The sequence below is a fragment of the Arthrobacter sp. ISL-95 genome, from assembly GCF_018613695.1.
GTDB lineage: Bacteria > Actinomycetota > Actinomycetes > Actinomycetales > Micrococcaceae > Arthrobacter.
Genome location: NZ_JAGGPR010000016.1, coordinates 238,898 through 255,180, shown reverse-complemented (window position 1 = coordinate 255,180; position 16,283 = coordinate 238,898). Strand labels below are relative to the sequence as shown.

Sequence of the window (16,283 nt, the reverse complement as noted above, 5' to 3'; positions counted from 1 at the left end):
CTGTGCGCATGCCATTGTGCCCTGCGGAATAAGATGATGGGATGCCCGCACCACGGTCCAGTTCCCTTATAAGACCCAAGCCCCCGGCCTCGGCATGGAGGGACGCGCCCTGGGCTGCCCGGCGGAGCCATTTGGGCCGTCGGGGACTGGCGATCGGGATTGACATCGGCGGAACCAAAGTGGCCGCGGGGGTAGTGGACGCTGAGGGCCGCGTCCTCGCCGAAGCCCGCAGGTCCACGCCGGGCGCAGACCCCCGTGCCGTTGAGCAGACCATCGTGGAGCTCGTGAACGAACTCAGTGCAGGCCACCGGATCGCTACGGTGGGAATTGGCGCCGCAGGATGGATGGACCTCGACGGCGGTACGGTGCTGTTCAGCCCGCACCTGGCCTGGCGTAATGAGCCCCTGAGGGATAGCCTCCAGAAGTTGCTGAGGCGTCCAGTGCTGCTGACCAACGACGCCGACGCTGCGGCGTGGGCGGAATGGCGTTTTGGCGCGGGGCAGGGCGAAAGCCGCCTGGTATGCATCACGCTGGGCACGGGCATCGGCGGAGCCATGGTCATGGATGGCCGCGTGGAGCGTGGGCGCTACGGCGTGGCCGGGGAATTCGGGCACCAGATCATTTTCCCCGGGGGACACCGCTGCGAATGCGGCAACCGCGGATGCTGGGAGCAGTACGCCTCCGGAAACGCCTTGGGGCGGGAAGCCAGGAAACTGGTACGGACCAACTCCCCGGCAGGTTGCGCCCTCTTGGAAAAGGCGGGTGGAACGGAAGAAAACCTGTCCGGGGCGGCCGTGACCTCGCTGGCGCTCGCGGGCGATGCCACCTCGCGTGAGCTCATTGCCGACCAAGGCGAGTGGTTGGGCCTTGGTTTGGCCAACCTCGCGGCGGCACTGGACCCCGGAATGTTCGTCATCGGCGGGGGGCTGTGTGATGCGGGGGAGTTGCTTGCCGCGCCGGCCCGGGAGTCATTTGCAAAGAACCTGACGGGGCGAGGTTTCCGGCCCATGGCGAGGATTGAACTGGCAGCACTCGGTCCGCGTGCGGGCATGATCGGCGCGGCGGACCTGTCCCGGGTCAGTGGCAGGGCGCGCAGCTAGAGGCGCGCGCCGTCGTCGTCCTCATTCTTTTCCTGTGGAAGCCGCATGATGAGATAAATCACGGATGCGACGAAAACTGCCACGATGCCCAGCGTGGCAGTTAATGGTGCGGACCTCCAAAACATGGCCGTGAAGAGCAGCGCGATGGGTCCGCCCACCGCACCAACCCATGCCAGCATGACCAACGGTTCAGTTCCCGCCAAACTTGGTGGCTCTTCGGGAACGAACGTGTGGTCCTCGTCCTCCACGTCGAAGTCACGGGGTCCGGCCGGGCGGCCGGGCGGGTCGGCGTCTGCGCGGGCGGCGGCGGCATCAGGCACCGGTTCCTGCGCCGGGGTGGAGAGGCCCAGTGGATCAAAGTCCTTGAAGGCCCTGCCAGGCCCGGGCTGTGCATGCCGGGCTTCAGAGTCCTGGCTCTCTTGGGTGTCCTCAGACAGTTCCCCTGCAGGGCCGGACTGCGTCGCCTCCAGCCTGGACACCAGATCCAGCCACACGGCGTCGTCGTCCTTGTTGGCACTTTGATCGGCTGAATTGGGATCAGGCCTGTTCATGGGCTGTGTCCTTTTCGGGGGAATGCCCGTGCCCGGCCAAGGCCGCTACGGTCTTTTGAATGAAGTCGACCGTCCCGGAGAAAATCTCCGGTGCATCATTGTCAAGGGTGGCTACATGGCGGCTGTTGTGGAGATACCTCACATCCACAGGTGCCTGGACCCTGGAACGGAGGAATTCCAGGCTCGCATTCGAGATGACGTTGTCCACCGTGGACTTGTAGATCCGAACGGGGGAGCTGATGCGCGGCAGGAGGGCCGCAGTGTCCTTGTACATCTTCTTCAGTTGGTGAGCGGCCGCCACGGGTGTGCGGGCGTAGGCACCTTCGTCCTGGTCCGGTTTGAGGATGTCGTTGGCGATGGCCGGGGTTGTCTTCACCACGTACTTGAGGGCAGCGACGATAACAGCCCGCGGATCGTCGAGGACCAGTCCCGGGTTAACCACCACTGTGCCTGCAACAGGGCGGGTGGCTGCTATCCGCAAGGCCAGAGTTCCGCCCATGGACAAACCGGCAGAGAAAACGTAATCGCACTCGGATGCCAGCTCAAGATACGCGTCATCCACAGCACGGTGCCACTCCCGCCATGAGCGGGTGGCCATGTCCTGCCATGTGGTGCCATGACCGGGCAGCAACGGCAGCCTGACGGCGAAGCCGGACGCAGCGAGGTGTTCTGCCCACGGTCTGACGCTGTGCGGGCTTCCGGTAAACCCATGGGACATGACGACACCGACGCGCGGCCCGGCACCCGTCCAGCTGCTGTGGAACGGCGAAAAGTCGGGGAGCATTCTCATGATGACTCTGAGGCTACTCTGTCCCGGGCATGCTGGCGGAAAAAGCTGGCTGATTCTTCAAAAATGGTGGGTGCATCAACATCCAGGGTGGCAACATGCGCGCTGTGCGGAAGCGTGACCACTTTCAGACGGGAGGAGTCGATGTACTTGCCGATGGTGGCCAGCGAGCTCGGCGGGACAACTTCGTCCACGGAGGATTTGAATACCAGAGCCGGTGCGTCTACGTGCGGTAGGCCCCGGGTAGCCGCGCGGAAGAGTTTCTTGAGTTCGTGGACCGACTGTAATGATGTCTTTGAATAGTCGCCGGTTTCGGTTGTTGCCGGTGCGGGGTTGTCCTCCACTATGGGGGTAGTTGTACGCATAACGTACTTCAAAGCTCCTACGTACCTCACGCGGCGGTCATAGAAGCTCAGCCCCGGGTTCACCAGGACCAGTCCGGGAACCTCATGGCGGGACGCTACTCGAAGAGCCACTGCTCCGCCCATGGACAGGCCGGCCACAAAGCACGTCCTGGTCTTCCCTGCAAGCTCCAGATAGCTCTGCTCGAAAGTCCGGTACCAGTCCTGCCACCTTGTGCTGGCGAGGTCCTGCCAACTGGTGCCGTGCCCGGGAAGGAGGGGCGCGGACACGGCGAAGCCCTGCTTGGCGAGATATTCGGCCCAGGGGAGGACGGTGAGGGGGCTTCCCGTGAAGCCGTGGCAGATTGCCACTCCGATGGACGCGTTGGGCCCGTGTCCGGCATGGTGGAAAGCGAGCGGCGTGGCGGGTTGGTTGCGTTCCGTCATGCATCCATCGTGTCACTGTTCCGGACATTTCTCACTGGAGTAGGGTTGCTGTTGAGTGCCGGCCGGGTTGCCCGGGTGCATGCCAACCAATCGGCCGTGAGAGGACAAATGTGTTCTATTGGGTCATGAAGAGGATCTTTCTCGGTCCCATTCTCAAGCTCCTGTTCCGTCCCTGGGTGAAGGGGCTGGACAATGTTCCTGAAAGCGGAGCCGCGATCCTGGCGTCCAACCACTTGTCGTTCTCGGACTCCATCTTCCTTCCCCTGATGGTTCACCGCCCTGTGATTTTCCTGGCCAAGTCCGAGTACTTCACAGGAAAAGGACTCAAAGGCCGGCTCACTGCGCTTTTTTTCAGGTTGAGCAACCAACTGCCCATGGACCGTTCGGGAGGAGCGGCATCTGAGATGTCGCTGCAGGCAGGCAAGGACGTCCTGAACTCCGGGGGCCTGCTGGGGATCTATCCCGAAGGCACGCGCAGCCCGGACGCCAGGCTCTACCGCGGCAAAGTGGGCGTGGCCAAACTGGCGTTGCAGACACGTGTCCCGGTGGTTCCCGTGGCCATGATCGGCACGGAAAAGGTCCAACCCATTGGTAAACGGCTCCCCAACATCCGGCGGATCGGGCTCATTTTCGGCCAGCCCATGGACTTCAGCCGCTACTACGGCATGGAGGACGACCGGCTGATCCAGAGGGCCATCACCGATGAAATCATGTACGAACTAATGCGGCTTTCAGGCCAGGAGTACGTTGATGAGTACGCAGCGGTGGTCAAGGCCCAGTTGGCCGGCAAGGGCCCGGAACCGGTCCACAATATTGAGGTTGCCGAAGAGGCCGCCGCGGACATTGCCGAAGACAGGGACGAACCCCGGAGCCAGGGGACCGGATCAACGGGGAGTCTGTGACGCAGGCGGCGGCATCGGTTACGGCTGCAGTCCCGCAACCTTGCCGGGGGCTACTACTCTTGAAGGGTGACTGAGCTAACCGCGAACACCGCACCCTCCGCAGCAGATCCCCTCGCCAGCACCGCCCAGAGCGGGGCGGCAAACTATCCCGGTCTTGACGCTTGGCGGGACCTGCCAATTTCCCAGCAGCCCACGTGGTCGAACACTGATGTCTTCAAGGCTTCCGTCAAGGAACTCTCCGTCGTTCCACCTCTGGTCTTCGCCGGTGAAGTGGACGTTCTGAGGGAGCGGCTCGCCGCAGCTGCCCAAGGCAAGGCTTTCCTCCTGCAGGGCGGAGACTGCGCGGAAACCTTCGAGGCCGCTACGGCCGACAAAATCAGTGCCCGGGTCAAGACGATCCTGCAGATGGCCGTCGTGCTCACATACGGTGCCGCAATGCCCGTCATCAAGATGGGCCGGATGGCCGGACAGTTCGCGAAGCCCCGCTCCTCGAACGACGAGACCCGCGACGGCGTGACGCTTCCCGCTTACCGCGGCGACATCGTCAACGGCTACGATTTCACCCCCGAATCCCGCGCCCACGACGCCGGTAGGATGCTCAAGGCCTACCACACGTCCGCATCCACACTGAATCTGATCCGCGCCTTCACCCAAGGCGGTTTCGCAGATCTTCGCCTGGTTCACCAGTGGAACAAGGGGTTCACCGAGAACCCGGCACACGCACGCTACGAATCGCTCGCACGGGACATCGACCGTGCCATCAGTTTCATGGACTCCTGCGGTGCTGACTTCGAAGCACTCAAGCGTGTGGAATTTTTTGCCAGCCACGAAGCGCTGCTGCTGGACTACGAGCGCGCACTGACGCGCATCGATTCGCGGACCGGACTGCCCTATGACACCTCCGCACACTTCCTGTGGATCGGCGAGCGGACCCGCGAACTGGACCACGCCCACGTGGACTTCCTGTCCCGTGTGCGGAACCCCATCGGCGTCAAGCTTGGCCCCACCACCAGTGGTGATGACGCCCTGCGCCTCATCGACAAGCTGGACCCCAACCGCGAACCGGGCCGCCTCACGTTCATCACCCGCATGGGTGCCGGAAACATCCGCGAGAAGTTGCCTGCCGTCGTCGAACGCGTCACGTCATCCGGCGCCCAGGTGCTGTGGGTGACAGACCCGATGCACGGCAACACGGTCACCTCGCCGAACGGCTACAAGACGCGCAACTTCGATGACGTCATTGATGAGGTGCGTGGATTCTTCGAGGTCCACCAGGCCTTGGGCACAGTGCCGGGCGGTCTCCACGTTGAAATGACCGGCGATGACGTGGCCGAGTGCCTGGGCGGTGCCGATCCTATCGATCAGGACGCCTTCCTGGATCGCTACGAGTCGGTGTGCGATCCGCGGCTGAACCACATGCAGTCCCTCGAGATGGCCTTCCTTGTGGCCGGAGCTCTCTCCAAGAAGTAGCGATACAACACAAAGGCGCGGTCCGGATTCTTCGGGCCGCGCCTTTGTTGTGGTTGAGGGTTGCTAAACAACTGTCAGTGTCACCACTGAGTCTTCCGGTATCTCGGTATTGACGGGATTCTGGTCCCGGACGGTGCCAAAGAACCCGCCCAGGACTTTGTTGACCTCAACTTTGAACCCCAGTTTTTTCAACTCCCGTTCAGCTTCGGCGGACTGCTTTCCGACGAAGCTGGGGACCTTGATCAACTTGGGCCCCTTGGACACGGTGAGCGTCACAGCTTCGCCGCGGATCAGTGTGCCATTGGCAGGCAGCTGGGAGACCACGGCGCCCTTGGGCACGGTCTTGTCGTTGACAGTCTCCGGAGCGACCACGGCTTTGAGGCCAGCCTCCTGAAGAGCCTTGACCGCTGCATCCTGTGCCAGGCCACGCACATCGGGAACAGGGATGGGCTGGGGCCCCTTGGAGACCACCAGCGAGACCGGGGTGCCATGCCTCACTTCGGTGCCTTTGGCCGGGTCCTGGGACAGTACGACGCCGGCAGGAACCTTTTCGTCGAAAGCCTCCGTCACGTCGCCGAGAGCCATCTCGGCGGTATTCAAGGCGATCTTGGCCTCGTCCAGGGTGACGCCGGCCAGACCCGGCAGCGGGAAGAGTTGGGCACCCTTGGAAACGAAAAGCGTAACGGGTTGGAACTTGCGTACTTCGGCGCCGGATTCGGGTTCGGTCCCAACGGCCAGGCCTGCCAGGATGTCGTCGTCGAAAACGTCCTTTGGTTCCGATTGGAATCCGGCAGTGCGGAGGAGTTGTTGGGCTTCGGCAACGGTTTTGTTCTTGACGTCGGGGACGGTGCCCGGGGATCCGGGGCCCATTCCGAAGAACCAGCCGGCAGATGCCGCAAGCGTTGCAAGGAGGACGATCACGATGGTCCAGATGATGCCGCGCCGGCGTGGGTTGCCCTCGCGTAGCGGGCGGCTCGGTGTGGCTGCGGCACGGGCCCTGTCCTTGCTCTCTTGCCGTTCGAGTCTCTTCAGCTCCCGCTTGCCGGGCTGGCGCCCGTCCTGATGGTTGCCTGGAAAAATGGCGCCGGCAGATGGCCTGCCGGGACCACCCGCGGCCATGATGGTGGTGGGGTTGCTCTGGTGGGAGATGAATTCCGTGGGCGAGGCAGTAGCGGCTATGGTCTCTGTGGGGTTGCTAAGCGACGTGTCAAGGTGGGTAGTTGCTGCGGCGGCCAGGGGAGAGCCCGCCGACCGGGAGGATGCCTGCCTGCGGTCCAGTTCCTCGTCGGTCAGTGTGGTGCGGATATGGCGTAGTTCGGTCAGCAGCGCAGTGCCATCCACGGGCCTGTTCTCCGCATCAGCCGCAGTGCACCACTGCACCAGCTCATCAAGGTCCTCGGCGAGGCCCGGAGCGGCATCCGAGGGGCGTCCCACCACGGCATTGACGTGCTGGTAGGCAACCTGGATGGGGGAGTCTCCTGCGTAGGGCTGTTTGCCCGTCAACATCTCATAGAGCATGATGCCGGCCGAGTAGATGTCGCTGCGGGCATCTGCTGGCTGGCCGAGCACAAGCTCGGGAGCCAAATAGGCCACTGTGCCTATCAGGGCGCCGGTGCTGGTGTTGGCAGAGATCGCCCTGGCGAGGCCGAAGTCGCCTACTTTGATCCGACCGTCGTCTGCTATGAGGACGTTCTCAGGTTTGACGTCGCGGTGGATCAGCCCTGAGCGGTGCGCGGCAGCCAGGCCTTCAATGACAGGATCGATCAGCGCCAAGGCAAGACGCGGCGGCAACGGGCCCTGTTTGTTGAGGGTGTCCCGAAGGGTATGGCCCTTGACGTACTCCATCACCAGGTAGGCAATATGGCCGTCCTCCCCTTGGTCGAGCACTCCAACGATGTGAGGGTGCGAGAGGCTGGCGGCCGCCTTGGCTTCCCGGCTCAGGCGCTCCAGGAACGTGGGGTCGTTGGCCAGGTGAGGGTGCAGGACTTTGAGAGCCACGTCGCGCTCAAGGCGCTGGTCCGTGGCCAGGTAAACAGTGGACATTCCGCCCCTCGCCAAGCGGGAACGGACCGAGTATCGGCCGTCCACGGTGGTCCCGATGAGGTGGTCCTGCGTTGGTTCTTGCACCATACGATCCTAAACGAGGCAGGGAAGGGGCCCGAATCCACGCGGGATGCGGGCCCCTTCCGAGGTGCAGTTGAAGGCCTAGCCGAAAGTGCGCTGGCGTGCCTTGATCGATTCGACGTAGCGCTTGGTGTCGTCGTACATGCCGTACTTGCTGACCGAATACTGGCCCTGGTAGTAACCGGCGATTGCCGTGTCCAGGTCCTTGCTTGTAGCAATGAGTGTTCGAATGATCGCCACACCTGCCGTGGCATTGTCATAGGGGTCCAGGAGGTTGAGCTTGCGCCCCACCAGATCTGAAGCCCACTGCCCCGATGAGGGGATGACCTGCATGGTGCCAATTGCGTTGGCAGGGGAGACGGCGCGCTGGTCAAAGCCGGACTCCTGTTCGGCGAAGGCCAAAGCCAGGGACGGGCTTACTCCCATGCGCCGGGCGGTGTCTGCCACGATGCCCTTCATCTCGGCGCGGCTGGGCACCGGTGAGGCGTTGAGCAGGGCTTTGTTCTCGTTGGCGGAGCTGACAACTGCCGGCGGGTAGGTGAAGCCGAGGAACGTACTGGGTACCAGTGGCTTGGTCTCGCCAACCGGCTGCAGGCCGGCGCCCGGGATGGTGAGCTTCTGGCCGGGATAGATGACGGTGGTGGCTGTCACGTTGTTGTTGGCGGCCATTAACGCAGCCAAGGAAACGCCGTGGCGGGAAGCGATGGAACTCAGGGTGTCGCCGGCTTTGATGGTGTAGGAACCTGTGCCGGCCAAGGGGGCAGGAGCCGGCGCTGGTGCTGCCGGTGCTGATGGAGCGGATCCGCCACTGACCTTGATCTTCTGGCCGGGATAGATGATGGAGCTTCCGTTCAGCCCGTTCCAGCTGAAGATGCTGGACAAGGGAACGCCATGTTTTGCAGCAATGGCTCCCAGGGTATCTCCGGAGACCACGGTGTAAACGGTTGCGCTGGTGGGGGCGCTGGGTGCACTAGGGGCGGCCGGGGCCGGCTGCGCCGGTGCAGAGGAGGCGGTGCCCGTGAGCTTGATGGTCTGTCCCGGGTAGATCAGCGTGGTGGCAGAAAGCTTGTTCAGCTGAAGAACCGCCGATGTGTCCAGGTTGAAGCGGCGTGCGATCGCGCTGATGGTGTCACCGCGCACGATCGTGTAGGTGTCCGGGACGGACGGAGCCATGGGGCGGAGGGTGGCAGGAATAGTGGCTGCGACCGCATTGGCAGGAATGACGGTGCCTACGTTAACTGCTTGCGCTTTCATGGCCGCGGCCAGCGTGGCGGGAATCTTTCGCGGCTGCGGTGCCGGTGTTGCCATGGACGGTTGGGCCAGGGCAAGCGATGACAAAACCACGGCGGGAAGCGCAGCCGTGGTTGCCGCGATGACCGGCATGCTCATGGTTCGTTTCGGCGAGCGGGGCGTCGTCATGGAATGTGTCCTCATCTCAAACAGCGGGTGCGATGGTTAGCGCTGTTGTCAGTGTTACCAATGTTGCTCATGTTATCAATGATGCAAATGTGATCAGTGTGAATCTCTCACACTTGGTCGATCAACACAACAATTCCTGTCAAACCAAACAAATAGCCACAATTCGTGCGGACTAAAGACCGTTTCCATGCGGCCCGAAGGAACCGGCCTCGGGCTTCGGCTAGGCGCCGGGCAGGGCGGCGTGGCAACCTTGTTCCGTGAGTAATGTAGAAAGCCTTGTTTCCGACTGGCTGCCGCTGCCGGATGTAGCTGAACTTTTGGAAGTTTCCATCACCAAAGTCCACGGACTTCTGGATGAGCGTGCGCTTGTCGCCATTAGGCGGGGAGAGCGGAACATCCGCTCAATCCCGGCCCTCTTTGTCCAGGACGGGCATGTTGTAGACAGCTTGAAGGGAACCATTGCGGTTCTCAGCGACGCCGGCTACACCGACGAAGAATTGATTATCTGGCTTTTCACCCCGGACGAGTCATTGCGGGGGCGCCCCATTGACGCCCTGCGTGAGGGGCGTAAAACAGAAATCAGGCGTCGCGCCCAGTCTCTGGCTTGGTAATGTCTTTGGATGGATAACCGGCCTCCTCAACAGGAAGCCGGCATAAATGCGGACGACGGCGGTGACTCACCGCCGTCGTCGCCGCATCTGCTCCAGGGCCGGTCCACCTCAAACGACGCTCTTTTGCAACGCTACACAAGAGCTACTGGGGACGTTACACAACAGCTAAAGGATTGTGCCGTGCGGGAGAACCGGTATCAGGCCGTCCTGCTGACAGCGGCCTCGGCCAGCTGACGCAGTGCCACCAGTGGCAGGTCCTCGAGGGGCAGGCGTTCAAGGGCGTCGAAGGCCTTGTTGCTTAGCTCGGCGATCAAAGATTCCGTGGCCTCCAAAGCGCCGCACTCGATGATAATGCGCCGAATCTCAGCAACTTCGTCCTCCAACAAGAGGGGGTCGCCAAGCATCCGATCCAAATAATCTGCCTCGGCACGGGGTGCTTGGTTGATGGCAAACCCAACCAATACAGTTCTCTTGCCTTCCCTGAGATCATCCCCGGCGGGCTTGCCGGTGGTTTCGGGATCCCCAAAGACACCCAGGACGTCATCCCGCATCTGGAATGCCTCGCCCAGCGGCAATGAGAACTCCGAATAACCTTCCATCAGGGTGGCCGGCGCACCGGCCAGGGCCCCGCCCAAAGCCAGTGGGTGCTCAGTGGAGTACTTTGCCGACTTGTACCGAATGATGGATTGTGCCCGCGCCACAGAGCCCGCCCGGTCGCGTACGGGGCCGGCCACCTCTTCAAGGATGTCGAGGTACTGACCTGCCATTACTTCTGCCCGCATCACGTTGAAGATGCGCCGGGCAGGGCTTCCCGCTGCTGCCCGGGGGCCGATTTCCGTAAAGGATTCCTCGCTAAAGGAAAGGCAGAGATCGCCGGTAAGGATGGCTGCGGCATCCCCAAAACGCCCGCTGTCCAAGGCCCAACCATTAACTTCATGAAGCTGGCTGAACCGTTTGTGCACGCTTGGACCGCCGCGGCGGGTGTCGGAGCGGTCAATGATGTCATCGTGGATCAGGGCGGCTGCCTGGAAGAGCTCCAGGGCACACCCGGCGGTGATGATGTCGGGGTTGTCGGCAGGGCCGCCGGCGCCTCTCCAACCCCAGTAGCACATCAGGGCCCGAAGGCGTTTGCCGCCCGTCACAAGATTCGAAATCGATCCAATGAGCGGCTCGACGTCCGGGGAAACAGCAGCCATGAGCTCCTGTTGCGCTGACAGGAACCGGTTCAATTTACTGGCGACGCCACCTATGAACTGTCCCTGCTCCGAGCTGACAGGTGAACCGGCCGTCACTTGACGGACCCGGCCGCCACGTTCGCACCGATAGTGAACGTTGAGACGCCTTCCTTTTGCCTGATCGAAACATTCACCGTTTCGCCGTCACCGCGAATGAAGTCCAAGGACGTGACAGTGCCAACAGCGGACGGTCCCGGGACAAGTTTGAAGCCCTGGGCTTCCATGGAGGTCTTGTAGTAGTCCATAACCCCCTCCGGTGGGGCTTTGACCGTGCCGACGAGAGCCACGGTGGCTACTGCCTCGCTCTTATCCACGCTGCTTGAACGGATGGAAGTGTTGGGCATGACCGGTATAAGTTGCGCAGGAAAACCAGGGACCAGTGCATTTACCGTTGCTGTGGCATCGGGTTCCGGCGCTGGCGTCTCGGTGAACGTCGTGGTTTCAGGTGAGGCTGCGGAACCCGAAACAGACGGCGACGGTGTTGACGTCGGCTGGGTGGATGCCGAAGCGGCACCTGACGTGGACGGTGCTGCCGTACCGCCGGGCGATGGTGTGCAAGCTGACGCCGCCAAAGCGACACTGACTGCGAGCAGGGCAAACCCTCGCGTTTGAGGAGTTCCAAAGAGCTTCACAGGGTATCCTTCCTGGGGCTGAGCCGGACTGTGCCTCCAGTTTAGTCAGTGGCCGGGCATAGTATTGCCGATGTGAGGCAGGAAGCATTCGGTGGCGCTCAAAGCGCCGGCAGCAGGCCCGCCCGCAGCGCCGGAGATGCCCTGCGGGAAATGCGGCGAACCAGCATACTTCACGTGGATATGGACGCCTTCTTCGTCTCCGTGGAGCTGCGTAGCCGCCCCGAACTTCGAGGCAAGCCGGTCATTGTAGGATTCCCGGCGGAGCGGTCCGTGGTGCTCTCCGCTTCCTACGAGGCCCGGGCCACGGGCGTGAAGTCGGCCATGCCGATGTCCATTGCCATGAGGCGGTGTCCGTCGGCGGTGATCATCAACCCCCGACACAAAGAGTATTACGAGGTCTCAGCCCGGCTTATGGAGATTTTCGCCTCCATTACGGACCTCGTAGAGCCCCTGAGCGTGGACGAGGCCTTCCTGGACGTGAGCGGCGCAATTCGTCGCCTGGGGTCACCGATGGACATCGGCCACCTCATTCGTCGCAGGGTCCAGTCGGAGCTTGGCATTACGGCATCCGTAGGGATCGCCAGCACCAAGTTCGTGGCCAAAATCGCATCAACGCGGTGCAAACCGGATGGCATCCTTCAAATCGATGCCGAGGACTCCGTGCCTTATCTCCATAGTCTTCCCGTCGGCGCTTTGTGGGGTGTGGGAGGGAAGACAGCCGAAGTGTTGTCCCGTTTGGGTATCCGCACAGTTGCCGATGTCGCAGCCACCCCGCTGGCGTCGCTCAAAAAGGTCCTGGGAGCCAGTGGTGAGCACGTTCACCGTTTGTCCATGGGCATTGACCCCCGCCCCGTAACTCCAGCCAGGTTGGAGAAAAGCATCGGAGCGGAGGAGACGTTCTCCGTGGATACGGGGGACGAGGCTTTGCTGCACAGGGAGTTGCTGCGTCTCTCGCACCGTACTGCCATCCGGCTGAGGAGCTCAGGCATGCTGGCAAGGACTGTCGCGTTGAAGCTTCGGTACTCGGACTTCTCAACGGTCACCCGCAGCCGCACCGTTCAGACTCCCGTGGACAGCGCCCAACTGATCTACCAAGTGGCGGTGCAACTCCTTGAGTCTTTGGGCACCCGATCCATGAGCGTTCGTCTGGTAGGCGTGCGTGCCGAGCAGTTGGAGCCGGCGGGCCAGACGTCCCTGCAACTAAGCCTTGATCGACGGGATGATAACTGGCGGGCGGCCGAACAGGCATTGGACCGTGTCTCCAAGCGTTTTGGGTCCAAAACCCTTCTGCCGGCCCGGCTGCTGGAACCTGGCAAGCCCCCAACGGACACCTGAGACGCGGAGGGTTTACCGGCAGGAGTCCGGGCGTCTTTCAGAACGGCGTCCGACAAACTATCCTATTTATTACAGAGATTTAGATCGTCTGGACAAACTGTTTCCTGAACAGTCGGCCCCGAGATGCCCGCTGAACCAAGAGGGGATTTTCGGGGAACGATTTTCTTGGTCCGATCGTTTTGGAAACAGACGCACAGGAAGCGTTATGTCCAGACGCTGGCTGACAAAAAGGAGGTCGCGATGCCCCTCTCGGAGCACGAACAGAAGCTGCTTGAGCAACTTGAAAAGCAACTTCATGAGGACGATCCGAAGTTCGCCAACACCATGGGTTCGGATCCCATCCGCAGCTGGTCTACCCGGCACGTAATCATAGGTGTGCTTGGTGCCATTGCCGGTATCCTCCTCCTGCTTGTTGGCGTATCACTGCAGGCGATACCTGTGGGTGTCCTCGGTTTTGTTGTCATGGGTGCTGGCGTCTATTTCGCTACGTTGCGTGGCGCGGCCTTCGGCAAAGCCGGCAAGGGGAAGCCCGGAAAGAGCAAACCGAAGAGTTCGTTCATGAGCAGCCTGGAAGAACGATGGGACGAGCGGCGTCGCGACGACAACTGACGATCCGTTTCGGCTCACCGGTCGGCAGCCCCGGCCTCTCCTGAGTCAACCATGCCCCTAAGGTTCCACGAGGCATAACGAAAGACCCGCACTGCGGGTCTTTTTGCATTTAAGGGCCGCTTGCTCCACTTCCCACCCTTTTCTCCACTTTGCCCCCTTTGCTCCGGATCAGACCTGGTAGTGGCGGCGCCGGATCTCGAAAATCCGTGACCCTGACGCGGACGGCTCTGTCCTTTTGCGCTGTGTCCTCCACTTTGCGCCACCACCCAAAAACAGCGTGAGTTCAGGCCCCACGATTCTCAAAGTGGTGGAGAAAGGCGCTTGTGTGCGTTGACTGTGGGGCGTTGTGGAGTAAAGTGGAGTACATAAGAGGGTAGTGGCAGTGTTGGGCATGTACGGGCACCTTGACTGAGGGGCGGTGGGGCCAATGTTTTTGGGTACTCACTCGCCGCGTCTCGATGAAAAGGGCCGGATCATCCTTCCTGCCAAGTTCCGCGAGGAGCTTGCCGAGGGATTGGTTCTCACCAGGGGCCAGGAACGCTGTATCTACGTCTTCAGCCAGAAAGAATTCGAGCGCATCCACGAGTCGATGCGGGAGGCACCACTGTCTTCCAAACAGGCACGTGACTACATTCGGGTTTTTCTGTCTGGAGCTTCTGACGAGGTACCTGACAAGCAGGGGCGCGTGACGATTCCGCCGGCGCTCCGGGCTTACGCAGGGCTTGGTCGGGAACTGGCGGTGATCGGAGCCGGTACCCGGGCTGAGATCTGGGACGCCGAAGCTTGGAATGAGTACCTCAATGAGAAGGAAGCAGCCTTCTCGGAAACGGATGACGACAATCTGCCCGGGTTCATCTGACCCCGGTTGGAGGAAACCGCAGTCCAGCTTCTTGAATGGGATCTCCAGCCGCCCATCGAACTGTCTTCCTGGCTCAACTTCCCCTGAGCCAGGCCGGCGGCCGATAGGCGCGGATGGGGATCCGATTTAAGAATCAGTATGCAAGCGATTGAGGAAAGAGGAGGCAGCGTGGAAGAGCAGGACGCGGCAAAGCCCACATCGGAGCGCCACGTGCCCGTCCTGAAAGACCGCTGCATCAACCTGCTCGCTCCCGGCTTTGAAGCTGCCAGGAAACGCGGCCAAACCCCCGTCGCTATCGATGCCACGTTGGGTATGGGTGGTCACTCCGAGGCAATGCTGCAGCGTTTCCCGGATCTTCACCTGGTGGGCATCGACCGCGACGAGGAAGCTTTGGCCTTGGCGGGCGCCCGTTTGGAATCCTTCTCCAACCGTACCGACCTCGTTCACGCGGTCTATGACGAGATTGAGGACGTCCTGCTGGACCTTGGCATCTCCGAAGTCCATGGCATTCTGATGGACCTGGGAGTCTCCTCATTGCAGCTGGATGAGCGTGAGCGGGGCTTCGCTTACTCGTACGATGCCCCCTTGGATATGCGCATGGACACCAGCCGCGGCCAAACCGCGGCTGATGTGGTCAACAACTACACAGAAGACGAACTGGTGCGCATCATCCGTAAATGGGGCGAAGAGAAGTTTGCCGGGCGGATCGCCAACAGGATCGTCAACGCCCGCACGGAGAAGCCCTTTGCTACTACGGGGGAGCTCGTAGAGCAGATCCGCGGCGTTGTTCCTGCCGCAGCAGCCAAGAGTGGCGGACACCCGGCCAAACGCACCTTCCAGGCCTTGCGGATTGAGGTCAACGAAGAACTTGATGTCCTGGAACGCGCGGTTCCGGCAGCTGTGGCCGCGACGGCCATGGGAGGTCGGATCGTGGTGATGTCCTACCACTCGCTGGAAGACAAGATCGTGAAGTCAGTTTTCCAGTCAGGTTCCAAATCCTCGGCGCCGCTTGGCTTCCCGGTAGAGCTTGAAGAACATAAACCCGAATTGAAGACCATCACCAAGGGCACGGAAGTGCCTACGGCAGCAGAAATCGCTGAAAATCCCCGCGCGGCGTCTGCCCGATTGAGGGCAGTGGAGCGTATCAAACCGAGGAGAGGCGCATGAGCAACGCCGCAGCGAAGACTTTGCCCTCCACGGTGGGCAGCGTCGCCCGTACCCTTCCCGCGCCTCCGGAAAGGGCCGAAACCGGTCGCAAAGTCCGTACTCCTCTGTCGCTGGTACGCAGTGCGCCGGGCAAGCGAAGGACGCCATTCGTCGTCTTGTGCTTTGTGGCGATGGCGGCGGCACTCCTGACGGTCCTCGTGTTGAACATCTCCGTGTCCACAGCGCAGTACCAGTTGGTCCAGCTGAAAGCCGAAGCTGCCACGCTGAACAAGGAAAACCAGGACCTGACACAGAAGAAGCAGAACTACGAAGCTCCACAGAACCTGGCCGCGAAGGCGGCAGAATTGGGAATGGTTGCTTCCACAGTTAAGGGTCAGATCGATCTGAACACCATGGCGGTGACCGGCAAGGCTTCTCCGGCGGTTAAGGGAGACAACCCCGGTGCCCTTCTTGCTGCTCCGGCAGTAGAGGGGTTGATTGATGTGGTTCCGTCGGTGACTACCAAGGATCCGTTGGAAAGCCGTAAGCCGGAGGCAACTCCGGTGGCCCCGGCTGCAACGCCGTCCACCCCGGCAGCAACACCCGCGCCCCCTGTGGCCACCCCGCCTGTTGAGCTTCATGGGGGATCGGTACCGGCACCCCGGCAAAAGGCACCAGGGCAGTAGATCGTCAAACCACCGAGCAGGGCCAGCAG

The 16,283-nt window shown here is 61.8% G+C and carries 17 protein-coding genes; 10 read left to right on the top strand and 7 right to left on the bottom strand.

What is annotated here, in order from left to right; translation table 11 throughout:
• The first annotated feature begins 41 nt into the window (after positions 1–41).
• The gene (locus tag J7I86_RS19925; RefSeq protein ID WP_214822599.1) at positions 42–1,100 is read left to right on the top strand and encodes an ROK family protein; all 1,059 of its coding nucleotides are present in this window, start codon (positions 42–44) and stop codon (positions 1,098–1,100) included.
• Here the strand turns inward: J7I86_RS19925 and J7I86_RS19920 are convergent.
• From J7I86_RS19920 to J7I86_RS19910, 3 genes are read right to left on the bottom strand one after another with little or no spacing between them, the layout of a single operon-like run.
• Entirely contained in the window at positions 1,097–1,651 is a 555-nt protein-coding gene (locus tag J7I86_RS19920; protein WP_214822598.1) for a hypothetical protein, read from the bottom strand. The two genes, J7I86_RS19925 and J7I86_RS19920, sit on opposite strands and share 4 nt — an antisense overlap.
• The gene (locus J7I86_RS19915) at positions 1,638–2,441 is read right to left on the bottom strand and encodes a carboxylesterase (RefSeq protein WP_214822597.1); all 804 of its coding nucleotides are present in this window, start codon (positions 2,439–2,441) and stop codon (positions 1,638–1,640) included. The genes J7I86_RS19920 and J7I86_RS19915 overlap by 14 nt, the downstream gene beginning before the upstream one ends.
• Positions 2,438–3,226: a carboxylesterase gene (locus J7I86_RS19910; RefSeq protein ID WP_214822596.1), complete on the bottom strand. Its 789-nt coding sequence runs from the start codon at positions 3,224–3,226 to the stop codon at positions 2,438–2,440. Before J7I86_RS19910 ends, J7I86_RS19915 begins: the two co-directional genes overlap by 4 nt.
• 110 nt (positions 3,227–3,336) lie before the next feature.
• Here J7I86_RS19910 and J7I86_RS19905 point away from each other — a divergent pair, with 110 nt between their 5' ends.
• A complete protein-coding gene (locus J7I86_RS19905) occupies positions 3,337–4,128 on the top strand; it encodes a 1-acyl-sn-glycerol-3-phosphate acyltransferase (RefSeq protein ID WP_214822595.1) in 792 nt (263 codons plus the stop codon).
• A 66-nt stretch (positions 4,129–4,194) separates the two neighbouring features.
• On the top strand, positions 4,195–5,598 hold the full coding sequence (locus J7I86_RS19900; RefSeq protein ID WP_214822594.1) for a class II 3-deoxy-7-phosphoheptulonate synthase: 1,404 nt from the start codon (positions 4,195–4,197) through the stop codon (positions 5,596–5,598).
• A gap of 63 nt (positions 5,599–5,661) precedes the next feature.
• Here the strand turns inward: J7I86_RS19900 and pknB are convergent, their stop codons facing one another.
• Positions 5,662–7,728: a Stk1 family PASTA domain-containing Ser/Thr kinase gene (gene pknB / locus J7I86_RS19895; protein ID WP_214822593.1), complete on the bottom strand. Its 2,067-nt coding sequence runs from the start codon at positions 7,726–7,728 to the stop codon at positions 5,662–5,664.
• Positions 7,729–7,803: 75 nt separating this feature from the next.
• Complete coding sequence (locus J7I86_RS19890; RefSeq protein ID WP_214822592.1) at positions 7,804–9,141, bottom strand: LysM peptidoglycan-binding domain-containing protein; 1,338 nt, start codon at positions 9,139–9,141, stop codon at positions 7,804–7,806.
• Between the two features lie 257 nt (positions 9,142–9,398).
• Between J7I86_RS19890 and J7I86_RS19885 the strand changes: the two genes are divergently transcribed.
• Positions 9,399–9,752, top strand: coding sequence for an Rv2175c family DNA-binding protein (locus J7I86_RS19885; protein WP_214822591.1), 354 nt, complete (start codon positions 9,399–9,401; stop codon positions 9,750–9,752).
• A gap of 197 nt (positions 9,753–9,949) precedes the next feature.
• Here J7I86_RS19885 and J7I86_RS19880 read toward each other — a convergent pair whose 3' ends face one another.
• Positions 9,950–11,044, bottom strand: a complete 1,095-nt coding sequence (locus tag J7I86_RS19880) for a polyprenyl synthetase family protein (RefSeq protein ID WP_214822590.1) — start codon at positions 11,042–11,044, stop codon at positions 9,950–9,952.
• A complete protein-coding gene (locus J7I86_RS23190; protein ID WP_309476768.1) occupies positions 11,041–11,331 on the bottom strand; it encodes a hypothetical protein in 291 nt (96 codons plus the stop codon). The genes J7I86_RS19880 and J7I86_RS23190 overlap by 4 nt, the downstream gene beginning before the upstream one ends.
• Here J7I86_RS23190 and J7I86_RS23185 point away from each other — a divergent pair.
• From J7I86_RS23185 to J7I86_RS19850, 6 genes are all read left to right on the top strand, one after another.
• A complete protein-coding gene (locus J7I86_RS23185) occupies positions 11,330–11,599 on the top strand; it encodes a hypothetical protein (RefSeq protein WP_309476767.1) in 270 nt (89 codons plus the stop codon). The two genes, J7I86_RS23190 and J7I86_RS23185, sit on opposite strands and share 2 nt — an antisense overlap.
• Before the next feature lie 92 nt (positions 11,600–11,691).
• Positions 11,692–12,954 (top strand): DNA polymerase IV, encoded by a 1,263-nt coding sequence (gene dinB / locus J7I86_RS19870; protein WP_214822588.1) that lies wholly within the window; start codon positions 11,692–11,694, stop codon positions 12,952–12,954.
• A 240-nt stretch (positions 12,955–13,194) separates the two neighbouring features.
• Positions 13,195–13,563 carry a DUF3040 domain-containing protein gene (locus tag J7I86_RS19865; protein ID WP_209759632.1) on the top strand — a complete coding sequence of 123 codons (369 nt, stop codon included), beginning with the start codon at positions 13,195–13,197 and terminating at the stop codon, positions 13,561–13,563.
• 427 nt (positions 13,564–13,990) lie between these two features.
• Entirely contained in the window at positions 13,991–14,422 is a 432-nt protein-coding gene (gene mraZ, locus J7I86_RS19860) for a division/cell wall cluster transcriptional repressor MraZ (protein ID WP_026542500.1), read from the top strand.
• Positions 14,423–14,590: 168 nt separating this feature from the next.
• Entirely contained in the window at positions 14,591–15,589 is a 999-nt protein-coding gene (rsmH, locus tag J7I86_RS19855) for a 16S rRNA (cytosine(1402)-N(4))-methyltransferase RsmH (RefSeq protein WP_309476766.1), read from the top strand.
• The gene (locus J7I86_RS19850) at positions 15,586–16,254 is read left to right on the top strand and encodes a hypothetical protein (protein WP_214822586.1); all 669 of its coding nucleotides are present in this window, start codon (positions 15,586–15,588) and stop codon (positions 16,252–16,254) included. Before rsmH ends, J7I86_RS19850 begins: the two co-directional genes overlap by 4 nt.
• The last annotated feature ends 29 nt before the right edge of the window (positions 16,255–16,283 follow it).

Coding starts and splice junctions, on each gene's coding strand:
- J7I86_RS19925 (WP_214822599.1), top strand. CDS start 42: ATGCCCGCACCACGGTCCAGTTCCCTTATAAGACCCAAGCCCCCGGCC.
- J7I86_RS19920 (WP_214822598.1), bottom strand. CDS start 1,651: ATGAACAGGCCTGATCCCAATTCAGCCGATCAAAGTGCCAACAAGGAC.
- J7I86_RS19915 (WP_214822597.1), bottom strand. CDS start 2,441: ATGAGAATGCTCCCCGACTTTTCGCCGTTCCACAGCAGCTGGACGGGT.
- J7I86_RS19910 (WP_214822596.1), bottom strand. CDS start 3,226: ATGACGGAACGCAACCAACCCGCCACGCCGCTCGCTTTCCACCATGCC.
- pknB (WP_214822593.1), bottom strand. CDS start 7,728: ATGGTGCAAGAACCAACGCAGGACCACCTCATCGGGACCACCGTGGAC.
- J7I86_RS19890 (WP_214822592.1), bottom strand. CDS start 9,141: ATGACGACGCCCCGCTCGCCGAAACGAACCATGAGCATGCCGGTCATC.
- J7I86_RS23185 (WP_309476767.1), top strand. CDS start 11,330: ATGACCGGTATAAGTTGCGCAGGAAAACCAGGGACCAGTGCATTTACC.
- J7I86_RS23190 (WP_309476768.1), bottom strand. CDS start 11,331: ATGCCCAACACTTCCATCCGTTCAAGCAGCGTGGATAAGAGCGAGGCA.
- J7I86_RS19865 (WP_209759632.1), top strand. CDS start 13,195: ATGCCCCTCTCGGAGCACGAACAGAAGCTGCTTGAGCAACTTGAAAAG.
- mraZ (WP_026542500.1), top strand. CDS start 13,991: ATGTTTTTGGGTACTCACTCGCCGCGTCTCGATGAAAAGGGCCGGATC.
- J7I86_RS19850 (WP_214822586.1), top strand. CDS start 15,586: ATGAGCAACGCCGCAGCGAAGACTTTGCCCTCCACGGTGGGCAGCGTC.